Origin of the sequence: Saccharothrix sp. CB00851 (genome assembly GCF_001905065.1) — a bacterium.
GTDB lineage: Bacteria > Actinomycetota > Actinomycetes > Mycobacteriales > Pseudonocardiaceae > Actinosynnema.
This window is the reverse complement of sequence record NZ_LWLC01000011.1, coordinates 78169-99580: the sequence shown is the minus strand read 5'-3', so window position 1 is coordinate 99580 and position 21412 is coordinate 78169. Positions and strand designations below refer to the sequence as shown.

At 70.9% G+C, this 21412-nt stretch carries 21 protein-coding genes; 8 read left to right on the top strand and 13 right to left on the bottom strand.

From position 1 onward, the window contains the following. Positions 1-47: 47 nt before the first annotated feature. Complete coding sequence (locus tag A6A25_RS12355; RefSeq protein WP_073888702.1) at positions 48-1349, bottom strand: DUF5685 family protein; 1302 nt, start codon at positions 1347-1349, stop codon at positions 48-50. Between the two features lie 57 nt (positions 1350-1406). Here A6A25_RS12355 and A6A25_RS12350 point away from each other — a divergent pair, with 57 nt between their 5' ends. After that, complete coding sequence (locus A6A25_RS12350; protein WP_083668271.1) at positions 1407-1925, top strand: DUF402 domain-containing protein; 519 nt, start codon at positions 1407-1409, stop codon at positions 1923-1925. A 927-nt stretch (positions 1926-2852) separates the two neighbouring features. Here A6A25_RS12350 and A6A25_RS12345 read toward each other — a convergent pair. Next, complete coding sequence (locus A6A25_RS12345; RefSeq protein ID WP_073888700.1) at positions 2853-3224, bottom strand: type II toxin-antitoxin system RelE family toxin; 372 nt, start codon at positions 3222-3224, stop codon at positions 2853-2855. A 3-nt stretch (positions 3225-3227) separates the two neighbouring features. Further along, positions 3228-3533, bottom strand: coding sequence for a type II toxin-antitoxin system Phd/YefM family antitoxin (locus A6A25_RS12340; RefSeq protein WP_083668270.1), 306 nt, complete (start codon positions 3531-3533; stop codon positions 3228-3230). A gap of 468 nt (positions 3534-4001) precedes the next feature. Between A6A25_RS12340 and A6A25_RS12335 the strand changes: the two genes are divergently transcribed. Next, positions 4002-4520 carry a DUF402 domain-containing protein gene (locus A6A25_RS12335; RefSeq protein WP_073888698.1) on the top strand — a complete coding sequence of 173 codons (519 nt, stop codon included), beginning with the start codon at positions 4002-4004 and terminating at the stop codon, positions 4518-4520. On the opposite strand, the gene coaE is transcribed toward A6A25_RS12335, so the two are convergent. The 3 genes from coaE to rpsA all read right to left on the bottom strand — a co-directional run bounded on the left by coaE (position 4496) and on the right by rpsA (position 7946). Then, complete coding sequence (coaE, locus tag A6A25_RS12330) at positions 4496-5671, bottom strand: dephospho-CoA kinase (RefSeq protein ID WP_073888696.1); 1176 nt, start codon at positions 5669-5671, stop codon at positions 4496-4498. The two genes, A6A25_RS12335 and coaE, sit on opposite strands and share 25 nt — an antisense overlap. Positions 5672-5699: 28 nt before the next feature. Then, complete coding sequence (locus A6A25_RS12325) at positions 5700-6308, bottom strand: hypothetical protein (RefSeq protein ID WP_241828611.1); 609 nt, start codon at positions 6306-6308, stop codon at positions 5700-5702. 141 nt (positions 6309-6449) lie between these two features. Continuing rightward, complete coding sequence (gene rpsA, locus A6A25_RS12320; RefSeq protein ID WP_073888692.1) at positions 6450-7946, bottom strand: 30S ribosomal protein S1; 1497 nt, start codon at positions 7944-7946, stop codon at positions 6450-6452. Between the two features lie 192 nt (positions 7947-8138). On the opposite strand from rpsA, the gene A6A25_RS12315 reads away from it, so the two are divergent. From A6A25_RS12315 to A6A25_RS12295, 5 genes are all read left to right on the top strand, one after another. After that, the gene (locus A6A25_RS12315) at positions 8139-8972 is read left to right on the top strand and encodes a class I SAM-dependent methyltransferase (RefSeq protein WP_073888690.1); all 834 of its coding nucleotides are present in this window, start codon (positions 8139-8141) and stop codon (positions 8970-8972) included. 10 nt (positions 8973-8982) lie between these two features. Then, the gene (locus A6A25_RS12310; RefSeq protein WP_073888688.1) at positions 8983-9906 is read left to right on the top strand and encodes a GNAT family N-acetyltransferase; all 924 of its coding nucleotides are present in this window, start codon (positions 8983-8985) and stop codon (positions 9904-9906) included. 84 nt (positions 9907-9990) lie between these two features. After that, positions 9991-10608, top strand: a complete 618-nt coding sequence (locus A6A25_RS12305) for a hypothetical protein (protein WP_073888686.1) — start codon at positions 9991-9993, stop codon at positions 10606-10608. Next, positions 10605-12500: a YhgE/Pip domain-containing protein gene (locus tag A6A25_RS12300; RefSeq protein WP_073888684.1), complete on the top strand. Its 1896-nt coding sequence runs from the start codon at positions 10605-10607 to the stop codon at positions 12498-12500. The genes A6A25_RS12305 and A6A25_RS12300 overlap by 4 nt, the downstream gene beginning before the upstream one ends. Beyond that, positions 12497-13084, top strand: coding sequence for a TetR/AcrR family transcriptional regulator (locus A6A25_RS12295; protein ID WP_073888682.1), 588 nt, complete (start codon positions 12497-12499; stop codon positions 13082-13084). Before A6A25_RS12300 ends, A6A25_RS12295 begins: the two co-directional genes overlap by 4 nt. On the opposite strand, the gene A6A25_RS43990 is transcribed toward A6A25_RS12295, so the two are convergent. The 6 genes from A6A25_RS43990 to A6A25_RS12270 all read right to left on the bottom strand — a co-directional run bounded on the left by A6A25_RS43990 (position 13085) and on the right by A6A25_RS12270 (position 17718). After that, complete coding sequence (locus A6A25_RS43990; protein ID WP_158073720.1) at positions 13085-13258, bottom strand: hypothetical protein; 174 nt, start codon at positions 13256-13258, stop codon at positions 13085-13087. Between the two features lie 25 nt (positions 13259-13283). Next, positions 13284-13877 carry a hypothetical protein gene (locus A6A25_RS12290; protein ID WP_083668268.1) on the bottom strand — a complete coding sequence of 198 codons (594 nt, stop codon included), beginning with the start codon at positions 13875-13877 and terminating at the stop codon, positions 13284-13286. After that, positions 13874-14470, bottom strand: coding sequence for an AAA family ATPase (locus tag A6A25_RS12285; protein ID WP_073888680.1), 597 nt, complete (start codon positions 14468-14470; stop codon positions 13874-13876). Before A6A25_RS12285 ends, A6A25_RS12290 begins: the two co-directional genes overlap by 4 nt. 9 nt (positions 14471-14479) lie before the next feature. Beyond that, positions 14480-15772 carry a Gfo/Idh/MocA family protein gene (locus A6A25_RS12280; protein WP_073888678.1) on the bottom strand — a complete coding sequence of 431 codons (1293 nt, stop codon included), beginning with the start codon at positions 15770-15772 and terminating at the stop codon, positions 14480-14482. A 126-nt stretch (positions 15773-15898) separates the two neighbouring features. Beyond that, positions 15899-17209 (bottom strand): hypothetical protein, encoded by a 1311-nt coding sequence (locus A6A25_RS12275; RefSeq protein WP_073888676.1) that lies wholly within the window; start codon positions 17207-17209, stop codon positions 15899-15901. A 5-nt stretch (positions 17210-17214) separates the two neighbouring features. After that, positions 17215-17718 carry a GNAT family N-acetyltransferase gene (locus A6A25_RS12270; RefSeq protein ID WP_073888674.1) on the bottom strand — a complete coding sequence of 168 codons (504 nt, stop codon included), beginning with the start codon at positions 17716-17718 and terminating at the stop codon, positions 17215-17217. A gap of 77 nt (positions 17719-17795) precedes the next feature. Here A6A25_RS12270 and A6A25_RS12265 point away from each other — a divergent pair, with 77 nt between their 5' ends. After that, the gene (locus A6A25_RS12265; RefSeq protein ID WP_073888672.1) at positions 17796-18251 is read left to right on the top strand and encodes a winged helix-turn-helix transcriptional regulator; all 456 of its coding nucleotides are present in this window, start codon (positions 17796-17798) and stop codon (positions 18249-18251) included. 475 nt (positions 18252-18726) lie between these two features. Here A6A25_RS12265 and polA read toward each other — a convergent pair whose 3' ends face one another. Continuing rightward, complete coding sequence (gene polA / locus A6A25_RS12260; protein WP_198932677.1) at positions 18727-21402, bottom strand: DNA polymerase I; 2676 nt, start codon at positions 21400-21402, stop codon at positions 18727-18729. Between the last annotated feature and the right edge of the window lie 10 nt (positions 21403-21412).

Below are 21412 nucleotides of genomic sequence, written 5' to 3'. Positions count from 1 at the left end.
GCCGGGGGTACGACAATTCCGATCCGGCCCAGGTCAGGGGCGAGGGGTCAGCAGTTGCAGTCGCAGCCGCAGCAGTCGCAGTTGCAGTCGCAGTTCGGGCCGCAGTCGCAGTTGCTGCACCACGCCTCGCGCGGCTTGCCGCTGAACGGGCCGGGGTACGGGTCGCGGCAGCAGTACTGGCACGTGCCGCACTGGTAGAGCACGGCCAGGCAGCCCAGGAACGCGCCGCGGGTCACCGGCGGCTGCTTCAGCTTGGGCCAGCACCACAGGCCGCTGCCGGGAGAAGGCGGCTCGTTGCCGCGCCTGCGCTTCTTGCCGCCCTTCGGTGGGTCCGGCGGACCGTTGTGACCGGGTGCGGACGGTGGCGGTACCGGGCCGGGAGGCGGCACGGCGCCGTAGGGGCCGGGTTGGCCGTGCGGTTGGGCGGGCGGCGGGTACACGCCCGGCGCGGGTTGCCAACCGGGCGGCGGCGGTGGCGTGTGCGAGTGGGGCGCGTGGGTGTGGGGATCGCCGAACGCCCGGCGGATCGACTCCTGCACCTCGTGCACCAGCAGGACGTGCACCAACCGGTCGTCGGCGAACTCGACGTCCTTCATCGCCAGCTTGATGCCCAGCGCCGCGTCCTCGCACAACCGCCGCGCCTCGGCGAGCGTCGTCCCGGTCGCGAGCAGCGGGTTCCACGCTCCTGACGCCCGGTCCGCCGCCAGGTCCTCCACCGCGTCCAGCAGGTGCGCCAACCGCCCGAACAGCCGGCCGACCTCGCGCAACGACGCCGCGTTCCCAGGACGCCCGGCCAGCACCGCGGTCTGCGCCACGGCCGCGCCCGCCGCCGTCTCGGTCGGCTCGGTCACGGTCAGCACGGACGACCCGAGCCCGGCCGACGCCTCCACCGACGACTGCCGCCGCACGGCGTCCACCAGCACCGCGGTGTCGAAGCCCAGGTCGAGGCCCGTCTCCGAGGCCTGCGCCGCCCACCGCCGCGCCACCTGCCTGCCCACGCCGCGCATCGGCGCCCGCGCGAACACGCCGTCACCGTCGGCCACGTGGTCGCCCACCTTCGCGGACGCCAGCACCAGGGACACGGAGGCCGCCAGGCGCGCGCCCGTGCCCACGGCGACGTCCGCCGACTGCATGCCCCGCAGGGCGCACGGACCGGCGGCGCGCCGCGCCCGACCCGCCTGCGCCTCCACCAGCGCGGAGATCACCAGCCCGTCGTAGTTGGTGACCACGCGGGCCAGGTGGCCGTGGTCGTCGCGCAGCGCCAGGCACAGCCCGCACAGGTGCGCCAGCCACGATCCACGCAGTTCAGGGCCCAAGCGGTTGCGGCAGGGGCGGATGATGCCGAACATGGCCGGAAGAGTAAGCGATCATCCTGCTTTCGGGTGTCGCAAAGGAGACTTTTGCCGGTGCCGCCGCACATCCACCCGCCGAAGATCGAGTACTTCGACCTCGACGCGAAGAGCAACACCGATCCCAAGGGCCACCTGCGCGGCGTCGAGGAGTACCGGCTGACCCGGCACGGCCTCTACATGTTCCGCCCGGTGCCCGGCCACCCGCACCTGTCGCACTTCGAGTCGTGGCTGCTGCCCGCGCACGGCCTGCGCGTCACCCGGCAGTCGTGGCACCCGGGCCACGAGCGCGACTACGACCTGTACGTGGACGTGGTCGAGATCAGTTCGAGCGGTTCGGTGTGGAAGACCGTCGACCTGTACCTGGACCTGGTGGTGCGCACGGGCCGCAGCGTGACCGTGCTGGACACCGACGAGCTGCTGACCGCGCTCGACCACGGGCTCATCCAGGCCGACCGGGCGCAGTGGGCGTTGGAGACGACCTACCGCGCGGTCGCCGGCATCGCCGCGCACGGGCACGACGCGGTGCGCTGGCTCGCGGCCCAGGGAACGATCACCACCTGGCGTCAGCGGTAATAGAGGGTCACTCCGAGGCTACTCACCTAGGTCCATCGGCGGCACGGACCGCGGCGGCCCTTCCTCTGTGATGTCGATGGGTGTGCCGATGTCGGAGCGTCGCCACCGGTACCTATCGATGTCCAGGAAGCAGATAGTCACCTGGATGTGTGCACTGCCTAGCCCTCCGCATCAGCGCTCTCTACCTGCAGTCCGCTTACGCTCGCCGGGCTGCCTGGCCCGATCAACTGCGCCACGCAGCATCGGCGTTACGACCGGCAACTGCTCGCTCTCGCGACGTCCAACCTGTGCAGACGCCGGCTGCGAGCAGGGTTGAGCAAGAAGTTCTCCAGCCACACCTCCAGGATCGGGCGCGTGCGGTGATTCTCCACCGTGACACCCCGACCGGCTCTCAAGTAGCGCGCGAGCTTGCTCGCTGGGCTTGAACTGGATCATCTCGTACGCCCTGGCGATGGTTCTGGCGAGTGAGGCGCGCGCTCCTGTGCCTTCTTCGCCTCAGTCTCCACAGCGCCTTCTCCGCCAGCCCCGCTTCCCAGCGCCGTCGCCGTTCGGCTCGACTGTCCGGACGATGAGGTATAGCGCCACGCTCACCGCAGCGATGCTGCCGATGCCGCCTGCCCACTACCCCCAGGCGGCGAATACGTCGGTGTCGACGTCCACCAGGGCATCGGTACGTAACTTGCGCGTGCGGAGGTCACCATCGGCGCAGGCTAGACAATCGTCCCCGTCTCCTGCGCGGACCGAACCGGCGAGGTCCGCATACCTCCACACAAGAGGACTACGGCCCGTACAGCGCAGCTCAGCGCGCTGTACGGGCCGTAGCACGTTTCCGATGGCCGTCCGGCCTCCCCAGCAGGGACTGCGCTCAGCCTGGCAGAACCTACTTCAGGCACTACCTGCCAGGCTGAGGCATCGCTTAAGGCGACGTCACTTCCGGGCCGACTGCCAAGCCTGATCCGAAAGGTGCCGAGCCGCATCAGCCAGGTCTCGATCGCCGTGAAGCTCCAGTCGTGAACACGCCAACGTGTAGCACTCTTCGTCGGCGCGCTTGCCGATCACCCAAACGACTACAACCGTGCCATCGCGGTCGATGCGATAGACGATCCTGTAGTCCCGATCTCCCACAACCAGCTTGCGGAACGTGGTCAGGTCGCTGCCCTGTCGACTACCCAGAGGGTCGCCACGCTGCTCGGGTGACGTCTCAAGCTTCTTAAGCGCTTTACCCACAAGCTTCCGTGCTGAGCCGTCAAGCTCTCGGAGGTCTTCGAGAGCGTCGTCGGTCAGCACTACCTCAGCCATGACTCAGTCCTCGTCCTCATCCTCGCCAAGATCGATGTCGAGATCAGCCAGGACGTCATCCAGGCGATGACGTGCACCGGAATCGGTCAAGGCTCGAACCCAAGCGACACTGAGGAGTCTCATGTCATCCTCCAGTTCGTCCAGGCGTTGCAGACGTGTCATGGTCTTGATGTCAACGATGGCGGCGGCGGGTTGATTGTTGCGCATCACGACACGGGTCTGACCAGCGCTTGCCTCTGCGACCAGCTTCGAGATGCCCTTCGCGTTTGCGTCGGAGACGCTGATCATGTCATCAGAGTCGATCTTCATGTGGGGTGCTCCTTGGGCGGGACACCACTACTCTACCCAGAATCCTGGGTAGACGAGACAAGTTTGCATCACTTCACACTTCCAGACGACAACCAGTCGAGACGCGGGTGCACGGCGCTCATCGAAGCATGATCCCAGCAGACCGCGCTTGAACGTGGCCAACCCCAGGCCCGGCCACTCGGTGACCCGAAGGCGAGGCTGCGAGTCAGGCCATTTTCACCCATGAACGAGCCGCGACGACCGGGGAACACCCAACGCCAAGTTGCCAAACGGCCTAGCGCCGACGCTGGCTCGCAGTCCAAAAAACGATCACCAACTGGCGTCAGCGGTAATACAGAGGGTCACACTCGCAGGTCAACCGCCATCCGTGTCCGTCACCTGATAGAGACCGCTTCCAACACAGACCGTGATGTAACGAATCAAACCTGTTAGTTACCAAGGCCACATCTGCGTCTACCCTCGGGTCGCGTGGGAGCGGTCATCACACCTCAGCTCGTTGACGTGGTCGACACCGTCAGCGCAGTTCGCAGCTATTCCAGCGGCATGTCGCGGTACCTGTCGACGTGTCGGGTGGAGCCGTGGGGACTGCGGCTGGAGTGCCCGACGCCGGAGGACCCGTTCTCCGATTCGGAGGTCACCTGGTTGATGCCCTCGCTCGGGCTCCGGCTCACGCACCAGCGGCCCCGGTCCCGGCACGCGCGCAGCGGACCCAGCGTGCTCAGCGCGGTCCGCGTGCAGCGCGACGGCCGCGCCTGGCGCACCACCGACCTGCTGCTCGGCTTGGCCGTGCCGGGTGGCACGACCGCGCGGATCGTGCGCTGCGAGGAGTTCGCCGCCGCCGTCGCCGGACGCGTCCTCGGACCGGGTGACGCCGACCAGGCGCTGCGCATCGTGCACCGCACCCTGGAAGAGGTGAGCCTGCACCGGCACGACCTCGGCTCGTGGCTGACCCACCGGGGCATCTACGACGCCTGGCCGTCCCTGTAGAAGGCGTCCACGCGCGCGGTCGCCGCGGCCATCCACGGGTCCTTCGCGTCGCCGTAGGCGAACCCCTCCGCGTCCCCCTTGTGCTTCTCCGACAGCTCCAGCTTGATCGCCGCGTACTCGTCGCGCGCCGCCGCGTCCGCCCGCAGCCAGTCGCGGAACCGGATCGCCCAGTTCCAGGCCGGACCGCCCTCCACCCGGACGTGCAGGTTGACCCGCCGTCCCGGGTCCGCGCCCCCGTGCAGCCGCTTGAGCCAGTCCTCCTGCTTGTCGCCCTCGTACCTCACGGCGTCCTCGGCATCGCCCCAGCACGGAAAACCCGCCTGCGTCAACGCCTCTTCCAGCTCCGCGGCCTCGGCCAGCGACTTCACGCCCAGCTGGAAGTCGAGCACGTCCTTCGCGGCGAGACCGGGCACGGCCGTGGAGCCGATGTGCTCGACCGTGCGGCCACCGGCGGCGAGCCGGATCCGGGCGGCGATCCGGGCCGCCTGGACGGGCCACGTCTCGTCGTACGGCACCACGATCGGCGGACCGCCGGCGTAGCGGCGCAGCCGGATGTTCGACTCGTACCGCACCAGCCGGTCCGCCCACAGCGCGTCCACCCGCGCCAGCACCAGGTCGGGCGTGCCGGAGTTGTCCAGCCACACGTCGGCCACGGCCCGGCGTCGCTCGTCGTCGGCCTGGGCGGCGATGCGCCGGCGCGCGTCCTCCTCGGCCACGCCGCGGTCGCGCAGCCGGACCAGGCGCTGGTCCAGGTCCGCGTGCACGATCACCACCAGGTGGTACAGCGGCGCCATGTCCTTCTCCACCAGCAACGGCACGTCGTGCACGACGATCGCGTCCTCGGGCGCGGCGGCGATCAGCTCGCCGGTGCGGGCCGCGATCCTCGGGTGCGTGATGCCGTTGAGCGTGGCCAGGGCCTGCTCGTCGCCGAACACCTTCGCCGCGAGCGCGGGCCGGTTCAGCGCGCCGTCCGGGCCGAGGACCTCCGCGCCGAACGCCGCCACGACCTCCCGCAGCCCGTCGGTGCCGGGTTCGACCACCTCACGGGCCAGCCGGTCGGCGTCGATCACCACCGCGCCGTGCTCGGCGAGCCTGCCCGCCACCGTCGACTTGCCTGAACCGATGCCCCCGGAGAGCCCCACGCGCAACATGGCGTCCAGCCTGCCACGCGAAGGATCTTCAGGCTCCCTCAATAGGTGTCATCGCCTGCTGGGCCAGTGCCGCCAGGAACCCGGCGATCGCGTCGTCCGGCAGCACGCCGAGCTTCGCCCGGGCCACGAACGTGGTCTTGCCCAGCGACCCCATGACCAGCCGCTCGTCCTTCGTGCTGACGAACTGGCCCTTCTTCTTGCCCACGTCGACCTCGCGGACCGTCGCGCCCTCCTGGCGTTCGGCGTTGACGCTGTCCGCGACCCGGCCACTGGCCGTCGGCGCGTCGGTGTAGGTGGCCAGGCCGATGATGACCGGCGCGGCGGCGATGGGCTTGCGCTCGGGCACGGCGTAGTAGCAGTCGATCTTCCCGGTGCGGCCCAGCGACGGCTCCGGGATGCCGATGATGGTCTTCAGCTCACCGGGCAGCTCGCGGCCGAGCTTCTGGTGGAACAGCTCGACCGGGACGACCAGCTCGCAGTCGTCCGGGATCGGGCGGTCCACCATCTGCGGGATGCGGCTGAGCGTGGTGGGCGGCAGGATCGTCGGGATCTGCGGCTGGGCCACGGGCTGCGGCTGCACGGCGGCGCAGCCCGCGCACACGAGCACCACCATCGCCGCCAACACCGTCGCCCGCATGTTCATAGCATTCTCAACTTAGCGCACGGCAACCCCAATTCACCCCCGAAGGAGTGAACGACGATCGCCCCCCGCCCGAAGTGGGCGAGGGGCGATCAGGGTCGTTCAGTCAGCCGGCGAGGATCCGCCGACCGGTGCTGCTCAGGCGCCGCCCGACAGCTTCTCGCGCAGCGCGGCCAGCTGCTCGTCGCTGGCCAGCGTGCCACCGGCCTGAGCCGGGGCGCCCGTGCTGGACGACGACGCGGCGGCCGGGGCCTCGCCACCGGACGAGTAGTTCGTCTCGCCCGCGGCCTCTTCCTCGGCGGCAGCGGCCTTGGCGACCTGCTTCATGTGGGCCTCGTAGCGCGTGTGGGCCTCGGCGTACTGCCGCTCCCACTCCTCGCGCTGCTTGTCGAAGCCTTCCTGCCACTCCTGGGTCTCCGGGTCGAAGCCCTCGGGGTAGATGTAGTTGCCCTGGTCGTCGTACTCGGCGGCCATGCCGTACTGGGTCGGGTCGAACTCGGAGTCGACCGTGAAGCCCTCGTTGGCCTGCTTGAGCGACAGCGAGATGCGGCGGCGGTCCAGATCGATGTCGATGACCTTGACCATGACGTCGTCGCCGACCTGCACGACCTGCTCCGGGATCTCGACGTGGCGCTCGGCCAGCTCGGAGATGTGGACCAGGCCCTCGATGCCCTCGTCCACCCGGACGAACGCGCCGAACGGGACCAGCTTGGTGACCTTGCCCGGCACGATCTGGCCGATCGCGTGGGTGCGGGCGAACTGGCGCCACGGGTCTTCCTGCGTCGCCTTGAGCGACAGCGACACGCGCTCGCGCTCCATGTCGACGTCCAGGACCTCGACCGTGACCTCCTGGCCGACCTCGACGACCTCGGACGGGTGGTCGATGTGCTTCCAGGACAGCTCCGAGACGTGCACCAGGCCGTCCACGCCACCCAGGTCCACGAAGGCACCGAAGTTGACGATGGAGGACACGACGCCCTTGCGGACCTGGCCCTTCTGCAGCTGGTTGAGGAACTCGCTGCGGACCTCGGACTGCGTCTGCTCCAGCCACGCGCGGCGGGACAGGACCACGTTGTTGCGGTTCTTGTCCAGCTCGATGATCTTGGCTTCGAGCTCGCGGCCGACGTACGGCTGCAGGTCGCGGACGCGACGCATCTCGACGAGGGAGGCGGGCAGGAAGCCGCGCAGGCCGATGTCCAGGATCAGGCCGCCCTTGACGACCTCGATGACCGTGCCCTTGACGGGCTCGTCCTTCTCCTTGAGGGCCTCGATGGTGCCCCAGGCGCGCTCGTACTGGGCGCGCTTCTTGGAGAGGATCAGCCGACCTTCCTTGTCCTCCTTCTGGAGGACAAGAGCCTCGACCTCGTCACCGACCTTGACGACCTCGTTCGGGTCGACGTCGTGCTTGATCGACAACTCGCGCGAGGGGATGACACCCTCGGTCTTGTAGCCGATGTCGAGCAGGACCTCGTCCCGGTCGACCTTGACGATGGTGCCCTCGACGATATCGCCATCGTTGAAGTACTTGATCGTCTTGTCGATGGCGGCGAGGAAGTCCTCCTCCGTCCCGATATCGTTGATGGCGACCTGCTTCGGCGCAGCGGCAACCGGGACAGTGGTGGTGTCGGTGGACATTAGGTAGGTGGCTCCGGTACGGATTGGGGTTTGTGGCCTGCGGGTTCAACGCTTGCGCGACAGGGCCCGCCCCACCGAGAAGACCGACTCACCAGGTGATCACCGATCAGGACAGCGCGAACCCACTACGCGGGCGATATCGTACGCGGCTTCGAGCCCGCCGGGCAAACCGGCACCCTTGAATGGAGCAGTGTGTCCGACCAGCACGCGAGCGCCGAACTGGCGCTCGGCACCACCGGCATCGCCAAGCGGGACGTGGACGCGGCCGAGTCGCGCGCGGCCAACCGCATGTGGTGGGACGCCGACGCCGACGACTACCACGCCGAGCACGGCGACTTCCTGGGCGCGGCGGACTTCGTGTGGTGCCCCGAGGGCGTCCGCGAGGAGGACGCCGGGTACCTCGGTGACCTGCGCGGACGCCGGGTCCTGGAGGTCGGCTGCGGCTCGGCGCCGTGCGCCAGGTGGCTGGCGTCGCGCGGCGCGCACGCGGTGGCGTTCGACATCTCGGCGGGGATGCTGCGGCACGCGGCGGCGGCGAACGCGGCGACCGGCGTGGCCGTGCCGCTGGTGCAGGCCAGCGCCGACCAGCTGCCGTTCGCGGCGGCCAGCTTCGACGCGGCCTGCTCGGCGTTCGGCGCGGTGCCGTTCGTGGCGGACGTGGGTGAGGTCTTCCACGAGGTGGCGCGGGTGCTGCGGCCGGGTGCGCCGTGGGTGTTCTCGGTCACTCACCCGATCCGGTGGATTTTCCCGGACGACCCGGGACCGGGCGGGCTGACCGTCACCCAGTCGTACTTCGACCGCACGCCGTACGTGGAAGTGGACGACACCGGTCGGGCGACGTACGTGGAGCACCACCGGACCACCGGCGACTACGTGCGGGCGCTCGTCGGCGCGGGCCTGGAGCTGCTGGACGTGGTGGAACCGGAGTGGCCCGCCGGCCACACCCGCACGTGGGGGCAGTGGAGCCCGCTGCGCGGCCGGCTGTTCCCCGGCACGGCGATCTTCCGCACCCGGAAGAGGCCGTAACCTGCCAGGCATGACCGTCGGTCAAGGGTTGATGGAGGCGCAGAGCTCGCGCTTCGCGAGCGTCGACCCGCTGCTGCCGGTGGTGGTCGCGCCGCCGGACGGTGACGTGATCACGGCGGCGCTGCCGGACGGCACGAGGGTCGCGGGCGTGCTGCAGCGCCAGGTGCACGACCTGCGCTCGCCCGCCCGGCTCTGGTCGGCCACCGAGGTGTGGGAGCTGACGCCGCTGCTGGGCGGCGCGGGCGCGGCGGGCATGGACGCGTTGCTGCGCGCCTGGCGCAAGCGGCTGGACCTGCTCGGACCGGCCGAGCGCGATTCGGCGTGCGTGCTGACCTGGCCGAGCCGGGACGCCGAGGCGACCAGGGCGCTGCTGGACCACGGCCTGGTGCCGCTGACCGTGATCGCGGTGCGGCAGGCCCCTCCCCCGCCGGTGACGGGTGCCGCGACGGTCCGCCGCGCCACGACCGCGGACCTGGAGACGGTGCTGGGCCTGGCGCTGGCCGAGCTGCGCTACTCGTCCATGGTGGGCTCGACGGTGCACCGGCCGGACGCGGCGGCGCTGAAGCGGCGGACGCTGGCCGACCGGCTGGCCGCGGGCGGTCCGGCGTGGCTGGCCGAGCGGGACGGCATCGCGGTGGCGCTGGCCGAGTGCGCGGTGGTGACCTCGGAGCCGGGCAACTGGACGGCGACCAGGCTGCCACCGGGCCGCTGGGGTTACGTGAACTGCGTGTCCGTGCTGCCGGGCGCGCGGGGCACCGGGATCGGCCGCCAGCTGATGGCGCACGCGCACCGGGAGCTGCACCGGCTGGGCACGGTCGGCACCTACCTCTACTACAACCCGCCGAACCCGCTGTCCTCGGTGTTCTGGCCGCGCCAGGGCTACCGTCCACTGTGGACGATGTGGGAGGTCCGCCCCGCCGGGGCGTTGCGCTAGGCGTCACATCACGTCGAGTTGCGCGACACCCCCGTCCGGACGACTATTTGAACTGACTGGTCAGTTCAAATAGGAGGTCGCACGGTGCGCATCCACGCTCGGCGCGTCGGCGTCACCGGGCCGCACGGCCCGCTGCTGAAGCCGACGTCACTGCTGGTGGAACCGGGTGAGCCGGTGCTGGTGGCGGGCGATCCGGGCACCGGGCACACCGCGCTGGCGCTGGTGCTGTCCGGCCGGATGCGCCCGAGCACCGGCGAGGTCTCTCCCTCGGCCGCCGAGCTGCGCCGGCACGTCGTGCTGGTCGACTCCCCCGGCGTCAGCGAGCCCGAGGCGGCGCTGACCCTGGTGGGCGTGGTCGGCGAGGAGCTGGCGGTGAACGGCGCGCGCAGCGGGCGCAAGGCGGTGGCCGACTGGCTGGTCGAGCGCGGCGCGGAGGAGCACCTGGACCGCCGGTTCGAGCACGTGCCCGCCGCCACCCGGTGCGCGCTGATGCTGGAGCTGGCCGCGGGCCGTCCCGGCGCGACGACGCTCGTGCTGGACAGCCCCGACCGCTACCACGGCGACCCGGCGGGCTGGTGGGAGCCGGCGCGGCGGCACGTCACGCCCGAGCGGTCCGTCGTCGTCCTGTGCACCACGACCAGCGCCGCCGCGCTCGACGTGCCGCTCGCGCGCATCGGCGCGGACAACGAGGAGTCCGGGTGACCGCCCTCCGGATGGCGTTCAACGAGCTGCGCCGGATCACCTCCGGCACGCTGCCCAAGCTCGCGGTGCTGGCACTGACGCTCGTGCCGCTGCTCTACGCGGCGCTGTACCTGTACGCCAACAAGGACCCCTACGCGCACCTCAACCAGGTGCCCGCCGCGCTGGTCGTGGAGGACAAGGGTGCGACCGCGAGCGACGGCACACGCCTGGACGCGGGCCACGAGGTGGCCGAGGAGCTGGTGCGCGGCGACAGGTTCGACTGGCGTCGGGTGGACGCCGCGCAGGCCGAGCGGGGAGTGCGCGACGGTACCTACACGTTCGCGCTGACCCTGCCCGAGGACTTCTCGCAGGCCCTGCTGTCGTCCGGCGACTTCACGCCGCGCCAAGGCGTGATCGTGCTGACCACCAACGACGCGAACAACTACCTCGGCTCCACGATCGCCAACCAGATGGTGACCGAGGTGCGCCGGTCGGTGTCGGTGGAGGTGGGCGCGGAGGCCGCGGACAAGCTGCTGCTCGGCTTCGCCACGATCCGGCAGAAGACCGCCGAGGCGGCCGACGGCGCGACGAAGCTGGCCGCGGGCCAGCGGGACGCCCACACCGGCGCGCAACAGCTCGCCGACGGCACCGTGCCGCTGGCGGACGGTGCGGCGCAGGTGTCGGCCGGCCTCACCCGGCTGCGCGACTCGACCGCGGACCTGCCGGTCAAGTCCCAGCAGCCGGCGTCCGGGGCCAAGCAGGTGGCCGACGGCAACGAGACCGTCGCCCGGACCGCCGAGGACTACGCCGCCAAGGCGCGGGACCTGGTCGGCCGGCTGGACGCGGTCAACGGCGACGTGGCCGTCAGGCTGCGCGCGCTCGGGTTCACCGAGGAGCAGGTGCAACGCGTGCTGGCGACGTTGGGCGAGGCGCGCAAGCCGGTGGACGACGCCAACGCCGAGGTGCAGGGCACGGCCGGGCAGCTGCGCACGCTCGCCGACGGCGCCAAGCAGGTCTCCGACGGTGCGGACCGGTTGGCCGCCAGCACGCCCGCGCTGACCGATGCCATCACCCGGCTCAACGACGGCGCGGCGCAGGTCTCGTCCGGTGCGGCGCAGGTGCGGGACGGCGCGGGGCGGCTGCGTGACGGCGAGGCGCAGTTGGTGGACGGCTCGAACCAGCTGCGTGACGGGCTGGCCGCGGGCGTCTCGCAGATCCCCGACCCCGACGACCCGACCCGCGAGTCGACCGCGCGGACCATCGGCGACCCGGTCACCGTGCGCGGGGTGAGCCAGACGTCGGCGGGCAGCTACGGCGCGGGCCTGGCGCCGTTCTTCCTCGGGTTGGCCACCTGGATCGGCGCGTTCGTGCTGTTCCTGCTGCTCAGGCCGCTGTCCCGGCGCGGGCTGGCGGCCGGGCAGCCGTCGTGGCGGGTGGCGGTCGGCGGCTGGCTGCCGGGCGTGCTGCTGGGCGCGGCGCAGGTCGTGGTGATGTACGCGGCGGTGACGCTCGTGGTGGACATCCGGCCGGCGCACCCGCTGGGCACGTTGGCGTTCCTGCTGCTGGTGTCGGCGACGTTCGTGGCCGTGCTGCACGCGTTGAACGCCCTGTTCGGCGCGGTCGGCAAGTTCATCGGCCTGGTGCTGCTGATCCTGCAGCTCGTCAGCGCCGGTGGGACGTTCCCGTGGCAGACCATCCCCGTGCCGCTGTACCCGCTGCACTACGGGCTGCCCATGGGCTACGCCGTGGACGGCCTGCGGCACCTCATGTACGGCGGTTCGCTGGGCGGCGTGGGCCGGGACGCGCTGATCCTGGTCGGCTACCTGGCGGCGAGCCTTGCCTTGACGACGCTCGCCGCGTACAAGCAGCGGGTGTGGACGCCGTCTCGCCTCAAGCCCGAGCTGGTGCTGTGACCCGCCCCGGCCGCACCGCCGCGACCAAGCAGAAGCTGTTCGACGCCGCGCTGCGGCTCGTCGGCGAGCGGGGCGCGGCCAGTGTCACGGTCGAGGAGATCGCCGCCGAGGCCGGCGTCGCGAAGGGCACCGTCTACTACAACTTCGCCAGCAAGGACGCGCTGGTGGACGCGTTGCTGCGGCACGGGGTCGACCTGCTGGCGGCACGGCTGAAGGCCGCCGAGGAGCAGGACGACACGGCCGCGGCGATGGCGTCGCTGGTGGACGGGATGCTGGGGTTCTTCGCCGAGTACCCCGCGTTCGGGCAGCTGCTGGTGTCCGAGCTGTGGCGCACGCCCGGTCAGTGGCACGACACGTTGAGCCTGCTGCGCGACGACATCGTGTCCATCGTGCGCGGACAGATGCAGCGGCTGTCCGACGCCGGGCTGCTGCCCGACGGCGTGCAGGTCGGCACGGCGTCGGCGGCGTTGTTCGGCACCCTGCTGGTGACCGCGCTGGACTGGCAGGTGTTCCAGCCCGAACGCAGCCTCGCCGACGTGCGCGAGTCGGTGTTGTCGCTGGTCCGAGGCCTGCGGCCGGGCTGATCAGGGCAGTCGGTGCTCGACCGGCCGACCGGTCCGCAGGTCGCGCAGCACGACCGTGGCCGGCCGGGGGTCGTCCCGACCGGGGCCGAAGTACAGGCCGGGCTGCCGGCGCACGGCGTCGTGGAACTCCAGCACCGTGATGTCGGCGGCGCTGTACCCGTGCTCCTGCCCCATGCGGACACGCTAGCCGGATGACGCCCTAGTGCCGCATCACCCAGGTGTCGATCTCGCCCACCTGGTGCACCGATGGCGGCCTGCCGTCGAGGGCCCGGTGGACGGCTTCCAGCACGCCGACCGAGGCCTCCTCGTGGCTGAGCCAGCGGGTGCTGCCGCCGTGCCGGACGAAGCCGAGCACCACCTGCTGCGTCGGGTGGCCGTCCAGGGCCGGGTCGGGAACCCCCTCCACCGCGTTGATGGAGCCGCTGTCGTGCACCTCGACCACCGGCGCGTGCGGCGCGAGCAGGGGTGCGACGGCCCGCAGCACGGCGTCCCGGTAGCTCGCGTGCACCCACGCCACCAGGAGGTCGGCGGGCCGCTCCAGCACCTCGCGGACCCGGTCGGCCAGCTCGGCCGGTCTGGCCCAGTCCGCCGCCACCGCGACCCGCGCCCCCTGCCCCTTCGTCACCTGCGGCACGTGGTCGCGACCGCGCAGGGCGGCCTTCGCCGCACGACCCAGCACGCCGTCGGGCCGCCTGCTCGGCAGCACCACCTGCCAGCCCTGCGCCAGCAGCTCGTCCGCGCACCCCTTCAGCATCCCGGTACCGCCCAGCACCAACGCCGTCCGCTCGCTCATCGCACCGACTCCTCGCCGCGCTCCGCGGCCCGCCGCAACGGGCCTGACCGCCATTGGTCGACCTCACGCTGCCCGCGCAACCGCACCACCGCGAGCCGGTCCGCGTGCTCGCCGCGGAGCACCTCGCGGACCCGTTCGCCGGTGCGGGCGTGCGACTTCCACGCCCACCGCAACAGGTGCTCCGGATCGGTGAACACCGTGCGCAGGGGCGGTTCGACGTTGCCGTTCCACAGCTCCTGGCGGCGCAGCCGGCGCACCGCCGTCCGCACCGTCACCCGCCGCATCACCACGTGCCGCGGGTGGTCCAGCCAGACCAGCGTGTCGGCGTGCTCCAGCAGCACCGGCCGCGCCAGGCTGTACTGCCACTCGGTGGCCCACGCGTCGCCCTTGACGAACCGGCGCACGTCGTCCTCGAACTCCGGCCTTGGCGTCCACTGTGGACCGTGGAACAGCGAGTCCATCTCCACATAGGACAGCCGGAGGGTGCGGGCGACGAGACTGGCCAGGGTCGATTTCCCGGAGCCGGACGTGCCGGTCACGAGCACCCGGCGCGGCGGGTGCGGCAACTCGTCGGCTGGTCCCAGGAGCGGCACCGAGCCAGGCTACCGCCAACCGACGCCCGGCAACTCCGCCACGCGCACGGGTTCTCCGGTCTCGAAGCTGCGGTTCGCCGCAAAGCCCGTGACCAGCGACAACGCCCCGTCGCGGTGCGTGGCGCGGCGGCCGAGCGGGTCAGGTTGACCCGGTTCGCCGTACAGCACCTCCGTCATCCGCGCGTCCGCGCCGCCGTGCCCGGCGCCACCGGCCGCCAGCGGGATCTCGACGGCCCGCTCGAACAGCGGCTGCACGGTCAGCCGCACGTGCCCCTCCTCGGGGTTGGCCTCCTTGCCGTGCACCGCGGGCTGCTGGCCGCTGACCCAGCTGTTCTCCACGACCTCCAGCTCCAGCCTGCCGCGGCTGCCGTTGACCATCAGCCGGTAGCCCTCCCACGGCGAGTAGGCCGTGAGGTGGTAGGTCAGGTTGGCGCCGTTGGCGTAGCGCACCAGCACCGACATGTCGTCCTCAATGGACACCCCGGGCGCGAACGGGTTGCGGTCGCGGTGGTAGCCGTCGTGGTGCTCGGCGTCGAGGTAGAGCCGGCGCAGCCAGTCGTTCCGCTCGACGTGCAGCGCGAACGGGTCGTCCCGGGCCTCCGGTGAGCCGTGCACCCGGTCGTAGGGCCGGTGGTTGCCGTGGCGCTTGCCGCTCTCGTCGCCGTAGAAGAACAGCCGCCCGTGCGCGTACACGACCTCCGGCACCGAGTCGACCCACCAGTTGAGCAGGTCGAAGTGGTGGGTGGCCTTGTGCACCATCAGGCCGCCGGAACTGGCCTTGTCCCGGTGCCAGCGGCGGAAGTAGTCGGCGCCGTGGCGCACGTCGAGCAGCCACTCGAAGTGCACCGAGCCGATCTCGCCGACCGCGCCGCCGGTCAGCAGCTCGCGGGCCTTCTCGTGCACCGGGTTGTAGCGGTAGTTGAACGTGACCGTGACCTGGCCACCGGTGCGGTCGACCGCGTCGAAGACCTTGCCGACACCGGCCGGGTCGACCGTCATCGGCTTCTCGGTGACGACGTCGCAGCCCGCGTCCAGCGCCTCCACGATGTAGGTGTCGTGGTGGCGGTCGACCGTGCAGACGACGACCACGTCGACCCGCTCGCGCTCGATCATCCGCAGGAAGTCCTCGGCGGCGTAGGTCGGCACCGGCCGGTCGAGGCGTTCGTTGTGCACCGCCATGCGGGTGGGGTTGACGTCGCAGAACGCGACCAGCTCGCCCTGGTCGGAGTGCCGGACGATCGCGTCGACGTGCAGCTCGGCCCGTGCGCCGGTGCCGACGACCGCGTAACGCCTGCGTGCCATGCGTGCCTCCTGGTAAGCGCTTTCCACCACGCTAACAGGCTAGGACCGGACGATGGCCGCCGAGACGAGCCGGCCCGGGGAACGGCCGTGGACTGCCAGACGGGTCCGCCCCCGGGCCGGCCGGTGTCAGCAGGGCGGGAAGAGGCGGCGGGTGCTGTTCGGCGCGGTGTAGGCGGCCGGGTCGCTGAACTCGCAGCCGTAGTCCGGCGCGGCGACGACGGCCGGGTCGTCCACCACGTCCCCGGCGGGCTTGCGGCCGGTGTCCACCCAGGTCAGCAGGTCGTCCCAGGCGGCGCCGACCTCGTTCGGGCTGAACTCGCAGTGGTTGACCGCGCGGATCGCCCGCTGCGCGAGCAGGTGGCCGCGTCCGTTGCGCTCGACGTCGCGCTCGTAGGCCTGCTCCATCGAGAACGGCACGAACAGGTCGCCCAGGTCGTGCAGCGACAGCACCGGCGCGGTCGGGCGGCCGTCGATGCGCGCCACCTCGGTCAGCTTCGGCGTGACGCGGGCCTTCACGTTCTCCGGCAGCACGCGCTGCACCTCGCGGTTGACGTCGACCGGCGCGTTCGGCTCGTACCGGGTCAGGGCGTTGGTGGCGATCTGGCCCGGGTCGGCCGCCAGGCCCTCACCTGCCGACGGCGCGGCCAGGCCGAACAGGAAGTCCTTCCAGAACGCGACCGCCGGCGCCGCACCGGGACGCGGGCCGCCGCTGCGGTTGGTGACGACCGCGGCGAACTGCGCGCCCCGTCCGTTCGGCGTGCCGGTCAGCCCCAGTTCGGCCTGGATCCGCGGCACGACCGAGGTCAGGTAGTCGTCTGGCGCGGGCCACGCGCGGATGCCGCTGATGGCCTGCGCGGTGAGGTTGTAGTCGAGGAAGAAGTCGAACAGCTCGTGGTCACCGAGCACGCCGCACAACGGCAGCGCGCCCCGGTAGAAGCCGGGGAACTGCTCCAGCGACCGACCGATGACGTGACCGCCCATGGAGACGCCGGCGATGAACGTGTCGCGGGGCTTGCCGACCAGCTTGTGGAAGTGCTTGGCCAGCGCGTGCGTGCCCAGCACGCCGGCCTTCACGTCGTAACCGTTGGCGTAGTAGCTGGACGCCGCCCAGGCGAAGCCCTGGTCGAGCAGCTTCTGGCGCAGGCCGTAGCCGGGCGGGTCGACGGTGAGCACGGTGCTCGCGCCGCGGTAGCCGTGCGCCCACATGGCCAGGCGGCCGTTCCAGCGCGGCGGCACCTCGATCGTGTAAGCGGCGTGTTCGTGCACGCCTTGCAGCACCCGCGACGGCTCGCCACCGACCAGCGCCGGAGGCAACGGCGGGTTGTTGATCGTGTAGCCGGGCAGCGGCTGATCACCGGGCGGCGTCGCCGCCGCGGCCGGTGGTGCCAGCAGGACCAGGACGAGCGCCAACCCGAAGATCCGTCGCATAGTGCCCATTCTGCTCACCACCGCAGGTCGGCCACCAGTTCTTCGTGGGTCAACTGGTAGTTCAACGGATAGTTGACCCGGATCACGTCGTCGTCCTCGCGGATCAGGCGCGCACCCAGGAACGCGCGGGCGACCAGGCCGAGCATCGCCTCGTTCTCCCCGAGCACGTCGCCGTGCAACTCCGCGTAGCGCCGATCGGTGGCGAGCCGGACCAGGGCGGTGATCAACTCGGTGCCGACACCCTTGCGCTGCCACGGGTCCACCACGGCCAAGGCGATCTCCGCGGTGTCGTCACCCGTGGCGATCAGCCGGGCGATGCCGATCGGCGTGCCGCGGCACTCGGCGACCACGGCGGCCTTGCGGTAGCCGTCGAGATCGGTCAACCGACGGCGCATGGATGTGGTGAGGCGGGGCACCGGGGCGTGGAAGCGCAGGTAGCGGCTCCGCGGTGACAGGCCGTGGAAGACGGTGTCGACGGCGTGGCCCGCCTCGGCGGCGTGCAGTTCGCGGACTCTCATGACGGACGCCCCTTGGGTTCGGATTCCGAACCCTAGCTGGATCCGTTTTCCGAACGCAAGGAGTATCGTCGTTGGACATGGCCCACGTGAAGGTTGCCGACGAGCTGTGCACCGTGTCGCTGCCCGCCGCCCTGCTGGGCGAGCGGTGGACGTTGCTGCTGCTGAGGCAGGCATTCCTGGGCACGCGCCGGTTCGAGGACTTCCAGACGTCCATGGACATCTCGCGCAGCGTGCTGACCGAACGACTGGGCACCCTGGTCGAGGAAGGCATCCTGCGCCGCGAGGCCTACAAGGACGTCCGAACCCGCTACGAGTACCGACTGACCGAAAAGGGCCTCGACCTCTACCCCGTGCTGATGGCCCTGCGAAAGTGGGGCGACCGCTGGATGTCCCCCGCCGGGGGCCCATCATTCGACCTCCACCACCGCACGTGCGGCGGCGACGTCGGCGTCCACGTCTCCTGCGAGTCCTGCGGCACCGAACTAACCGCCCGCGACGTCCGCGTCACTCCCCTGCGCGACCCCCGTCCTTGACCAAGCCCCGCCCCACAACGGACCCGCCGCCACCCGCCCTTACCGCGCCACAACGGACCCGCAGCCAGCCCACCGAGGCTCGATTTGACATGGGTTCGGGTGCTTTAGGCTGGTCGAAGCCGGCAGGCCCGGCGGGACGCTCTTCCCCGCCGGGCCTGCCGGCTTTGGCCTGCCTGGAGTGCCCGTAAGGGCCCCATGTCAAATCGAGCCGGACTCAACCACCGAGCCGCCTGAACGTTGAACTCAGCTGACCTGAACGTAGGACACGCGCGTTCTGAACGTAGGACACGCGCGTTCTGAACGTTCGACTCACGACCGCGAGGCGAGCACCCGCTCCACCACCGAGATCACGAAGATCAATAGCGCACCGGTCGGCCATGGCCACCCCCTTCGTCACCACGAATGATGAGCGGGCGGTGTGGCGGGCGAAGTACGGGTGTCCGTCGCACCCACCCAGCCTGACCAGGCGAAACAGTCAGTGGGCAGCGGCGTCCCAGGAGCGGCCCACGCCCACCGAGACCTCCAACGCCACCGACAACTCGTACGCGCCACCCATCTGCGCGCGCACCAGCGCCTCGACCTGCTCCCGCTCCCCCTCGGCGATCTCCAGCACCAGTTCGTCGTGCACCTGCAGCAGCATCCGCGACCGCAGCCCCGACTCCTCCAGCGCCCGGAACACGCCGAGCATCGCCACCTTGATGATGTCCGCCGCGCTGCCCTGGATCGGCGCGTTCAACGCCATCCGCTCGGCCATCTCCCGGCGCTGCCGGTTGTCGCTGGTCAGGTCGGGCAGGTAGCGGCGCCGGCCGAGGATCGTCTCGGTGTAGCCCTTCTTCCGCGCGTCCTCGACCACGGCGTGCAGGTAGTCGCGCACCCCGCCGAACCGGGCGAAGTACGCCTCCTTCTGCTCCCGCGCCTCGGCCGCCGAGATCCGCAACTGCTGCGCCAGCCCGTACTCCGAGAGCCCGTAGGCCAGCCCGTACGACATGGCCTTCACCCGGCGGCGCTGCTCGGCGGTGACCTCCGAGGTCGGCACGGAGAACGCCCGCGACGCGACGAACGTGTGCAGGTCCTCCCCGCTGCGGAACGCCTCGATCAGCCCCTCGTCCTCGGACAGGTGCGCCATGATCCGCATCTCGATCTGGCTGTAGTCCGCGGTCATCAACTCGGCGTAGCCCGGCCCGACCACGAACGCCTCGCGGATGCGCCTGCCCTCGTCCGTGCGGATCGGGATGTTCTGCAGGTTCGGGTCGGTGGACGACAGCCGCCCCGTCGCCGCGATCGTCTGGTGGAACGTGGTGTGGATGCGGCCGTCGTCGGCCACCGACTTGAGCAGGCCGTCCACGGTCGACTTGAGCCTGGTCACGTCCCGGTGCGCGAGCAGGTGCTGCAGGAACGGGTGCTGGGTCGACTCGAACAGGTTCTGCAGCGCGTCCGCGTCCGTGGTGTACCCGGTCTTGGTCTTCTTCGTCTTCGGCATCTGCAGCTCGTCGAACAGCACGGTCTGCAGCTGCTTGGGCGAGCCGAGGTTGATCTCCTTGCCGATCACCGAGTACGCGTCCTGCGCGGCCTGCTTCACACCCGCCGCGAAGTGTGCCTCCAACGCCGCCAAGTGCTCGGCGTCGATCGCGATGCCGACCGCCTCCACCTCGTCCAGCACCATCATCAGCGGCAGCTCCAGCTCGGCCAGCAGCGGCTCCTGGCCGGTGGCGACCAGCTCCGCGTCCAGCGCGTCGGCCAGCTCCGCCACCGCGAACGCCCGCACGATCGCCGCCTGCGCGGTCTTCTGCCGCTCCTCGGACTCGTCGGCCAGCAGCGACAGCTGGCCGTCGTCGGGCTCCTCGGCCCGCAGCTCGCGCTTGAGGTAGCGCAGCGCCAGGTCGTCCAGCGCGAACGACCGCTGGCCGGGCCGCACCAGGTAGGCGGCCAGCGCGGTGTCGCTGCTCACCCCGCGCAGCTCCCACCCGCGCGCCCGCAGCTGCCGCAGCGGCAGCTTCAGGTCGTGCGCCGCCTTGGCCACCGACTCGTCGGCCAGCCACGCGGCCAGCGCGTTCTCGTCGGCCTCGGTCAGCGAGCCGACCTCGACGTACCCGCCCTCACCCCCGACCGCGGCCAGTGCCAGGCCCTCCAGCTCGCCGCCGGCGGAGCGGAACGCGATGCCGACCCGCCCCGACCGGGCGTGCGCGTCGAGCCAGGACGCCACCGAACCCGCGGGCACCTCACCGCCGCTGACCGTGAAACCCTCCTCGGCCTCCGGCTCGGCGGTGGACAGGGTGGAGAACAGCCGGTCCCGCAGCACCCGGAACTCCAGCTCGTCGAACAGCCGGTGCACCGCGTCGCGGTCCCACGGCCTGGCCTCCAACCCGGCGGGGCCGACGGGCAGCTCCACGTCGCGCACCAGCTCGGTGAGCTGCCGGTTCAGCATGATGTTGGACAGGTTCGCCCGCAGCGCGTCGCCGACCTTGCCCGGCACCTCGTCGATGTGGTCGATGAGCCCGTTCAGCGAACCGAACTGGGTGAGCAGCTTCACGATCGTCTTCGGACCGACGCCGGGGGTGTTCGGCAGGTTGTCCGACGAGTCGCCGCGCACCGCCGCGTAGTCGGCGTACAGCTCCGGCGGCACGCCCTGCTTCTCCAGCACCAGCTCGGGGGTGTAGCGGGCCAGCTCGGACACGCCCTTGACCGGGTACAGCACCGTCACCTCGTCGGTGACCAGCTGCAACGCGTCGCGGTCGCCGGTGCAGATCAGCACCTCGTAGCCCAGCGCCGTGGCCTGCGTGGTGAGCGTGGCGATCAGGTCGTCCGCCTCGTAGTTGGCCTTGGACAGCACCGGGATGTTCAGCGTGCCCAGCACGTCCTCGATCAGGCTGACCTGACCTCGGAACTCGTCCGGCGTCTCGCTGCGACCGGCCTTGTACTCCGCGTAGGCCTCGGTGCGGAACGTCTTGCGCGAGACGTCGAACGCCACCGCGACGTGCGTCGGCTTCTCGTCCCGCAGCAGGTTGATGAGCATCGACGTGAAGCCGTAGACCGCGTTGGTGGTCTGACCCGTGCCCGTCTGGAAGTTCTCCTTGGGCAGCGCGAAGAAGGCGCGGTAGGCCATGGAGTGACCGTCGACCAGCAGCAGGCGGGAGGCTTCTGAAGTGCTCACGCGCCGAGTC

What these genes read in the sequence shown, in the direction of transcription:
- A6A25_RS12345 (WP_073888700.1), bottom strand. Translation starts at nt 3,224, where the DNA reads ATGGCTGAGGTAGTGCTGACCGACGACGCTCTCGAAGACCTCCGAGAG.
- rpsA (WP_073888692.1), bottom strand. Translation starts at nt 7,946, where the DNA reads ATGTCCACCGACACCACCACTGTCCCGGTTGCCGCTGCGCCGAAGCAG.
- A6A25_RS12270 (WP_073888674.1), bottom strand. Translation starts at nt 17,718, where the DNA reads ATGAGAGTCCGCGAACTGCACGCCGCCGAGGCGGGCCACGCCGTCGAC.
- A6A25_RS12340 (WP_083668270.1), bottom strand. Translation starts at nt 3,533, where the DNA reads ATGAAGATCGACTCTGATGACATGATCAGCGTCTCCGACGCAAACGCG.
- A6A25_RS43990 (WP_158073720.1), bottom strand. Translation starts at nt 13,258, where the DNA reads ATGGGGCAGGAGCACGGGTACAGCGCCGCCGACATCACGGTGCTGGAG.
- coaE (WP_073888696.1), bottom strand. Translation starts at nt 5,671, where the DNA reads ATGTTGCGCGTGGGGCTCTCCGGGGGCATCGGTTCAGGCAAGTCGACG.
- A6A25_RS12355 (WP_073888702.1), bottom strand. Translation starts at nt 1,349, where the DNA reads ATGTTCGGCATCATCCGCCCCTGCCGCAACCGCTTGGGCCCTGAACTG.
- A6A25_RS12325 (WP_241828611.1), bottom strand. Translation starts at nt 6,308, where the DNA reads ATGCGGGCGACGGTGTTGGCGGCGATGGTGGTGCTCGTGTGCGCGGGC.
- A6A25_RS12265 (WP_073888672.1), top strand. Translation starts at nt 17,796, where the DNA reads ATGGCCCACGTGAAGGTTGCCGACGAGCTGTGCACCGTGTCGCTGCCC.
- A6A25_RS12310 (WP_073888688.1), top strand. Translation starts at nt 8,983, where the DNA reads ATGACCGTCGGTCAAGGGTTGATGGAGGCGCAGAGCTCGCGCTTCGCG.
- A6A25_RS12275 (WP_073888676.1), bottom strand. Translation starts at nt 17,209, where the DNA reads ATGGGCACTATGCGACGGATCTTCGGGTTGGCGCTCGTCCTGGTCCTG.
- A6A25_RS12280 (WP_073888678.1), bottom strand. Translation starts at nt 15,772, where the DNA reads ATGGCACGCAGGCGTTACGCGGTCGTCGGCACCGGCGCACGGGCCGAG.
- A6A25_RS12290 (WP_083668268.1), bottom strand. Translation starts at nt 13,877, where the DNA reads ATGAGCGAGCGGACGGCGTTGGTGCTGGGCGGTACCGGGATGCTGAAG.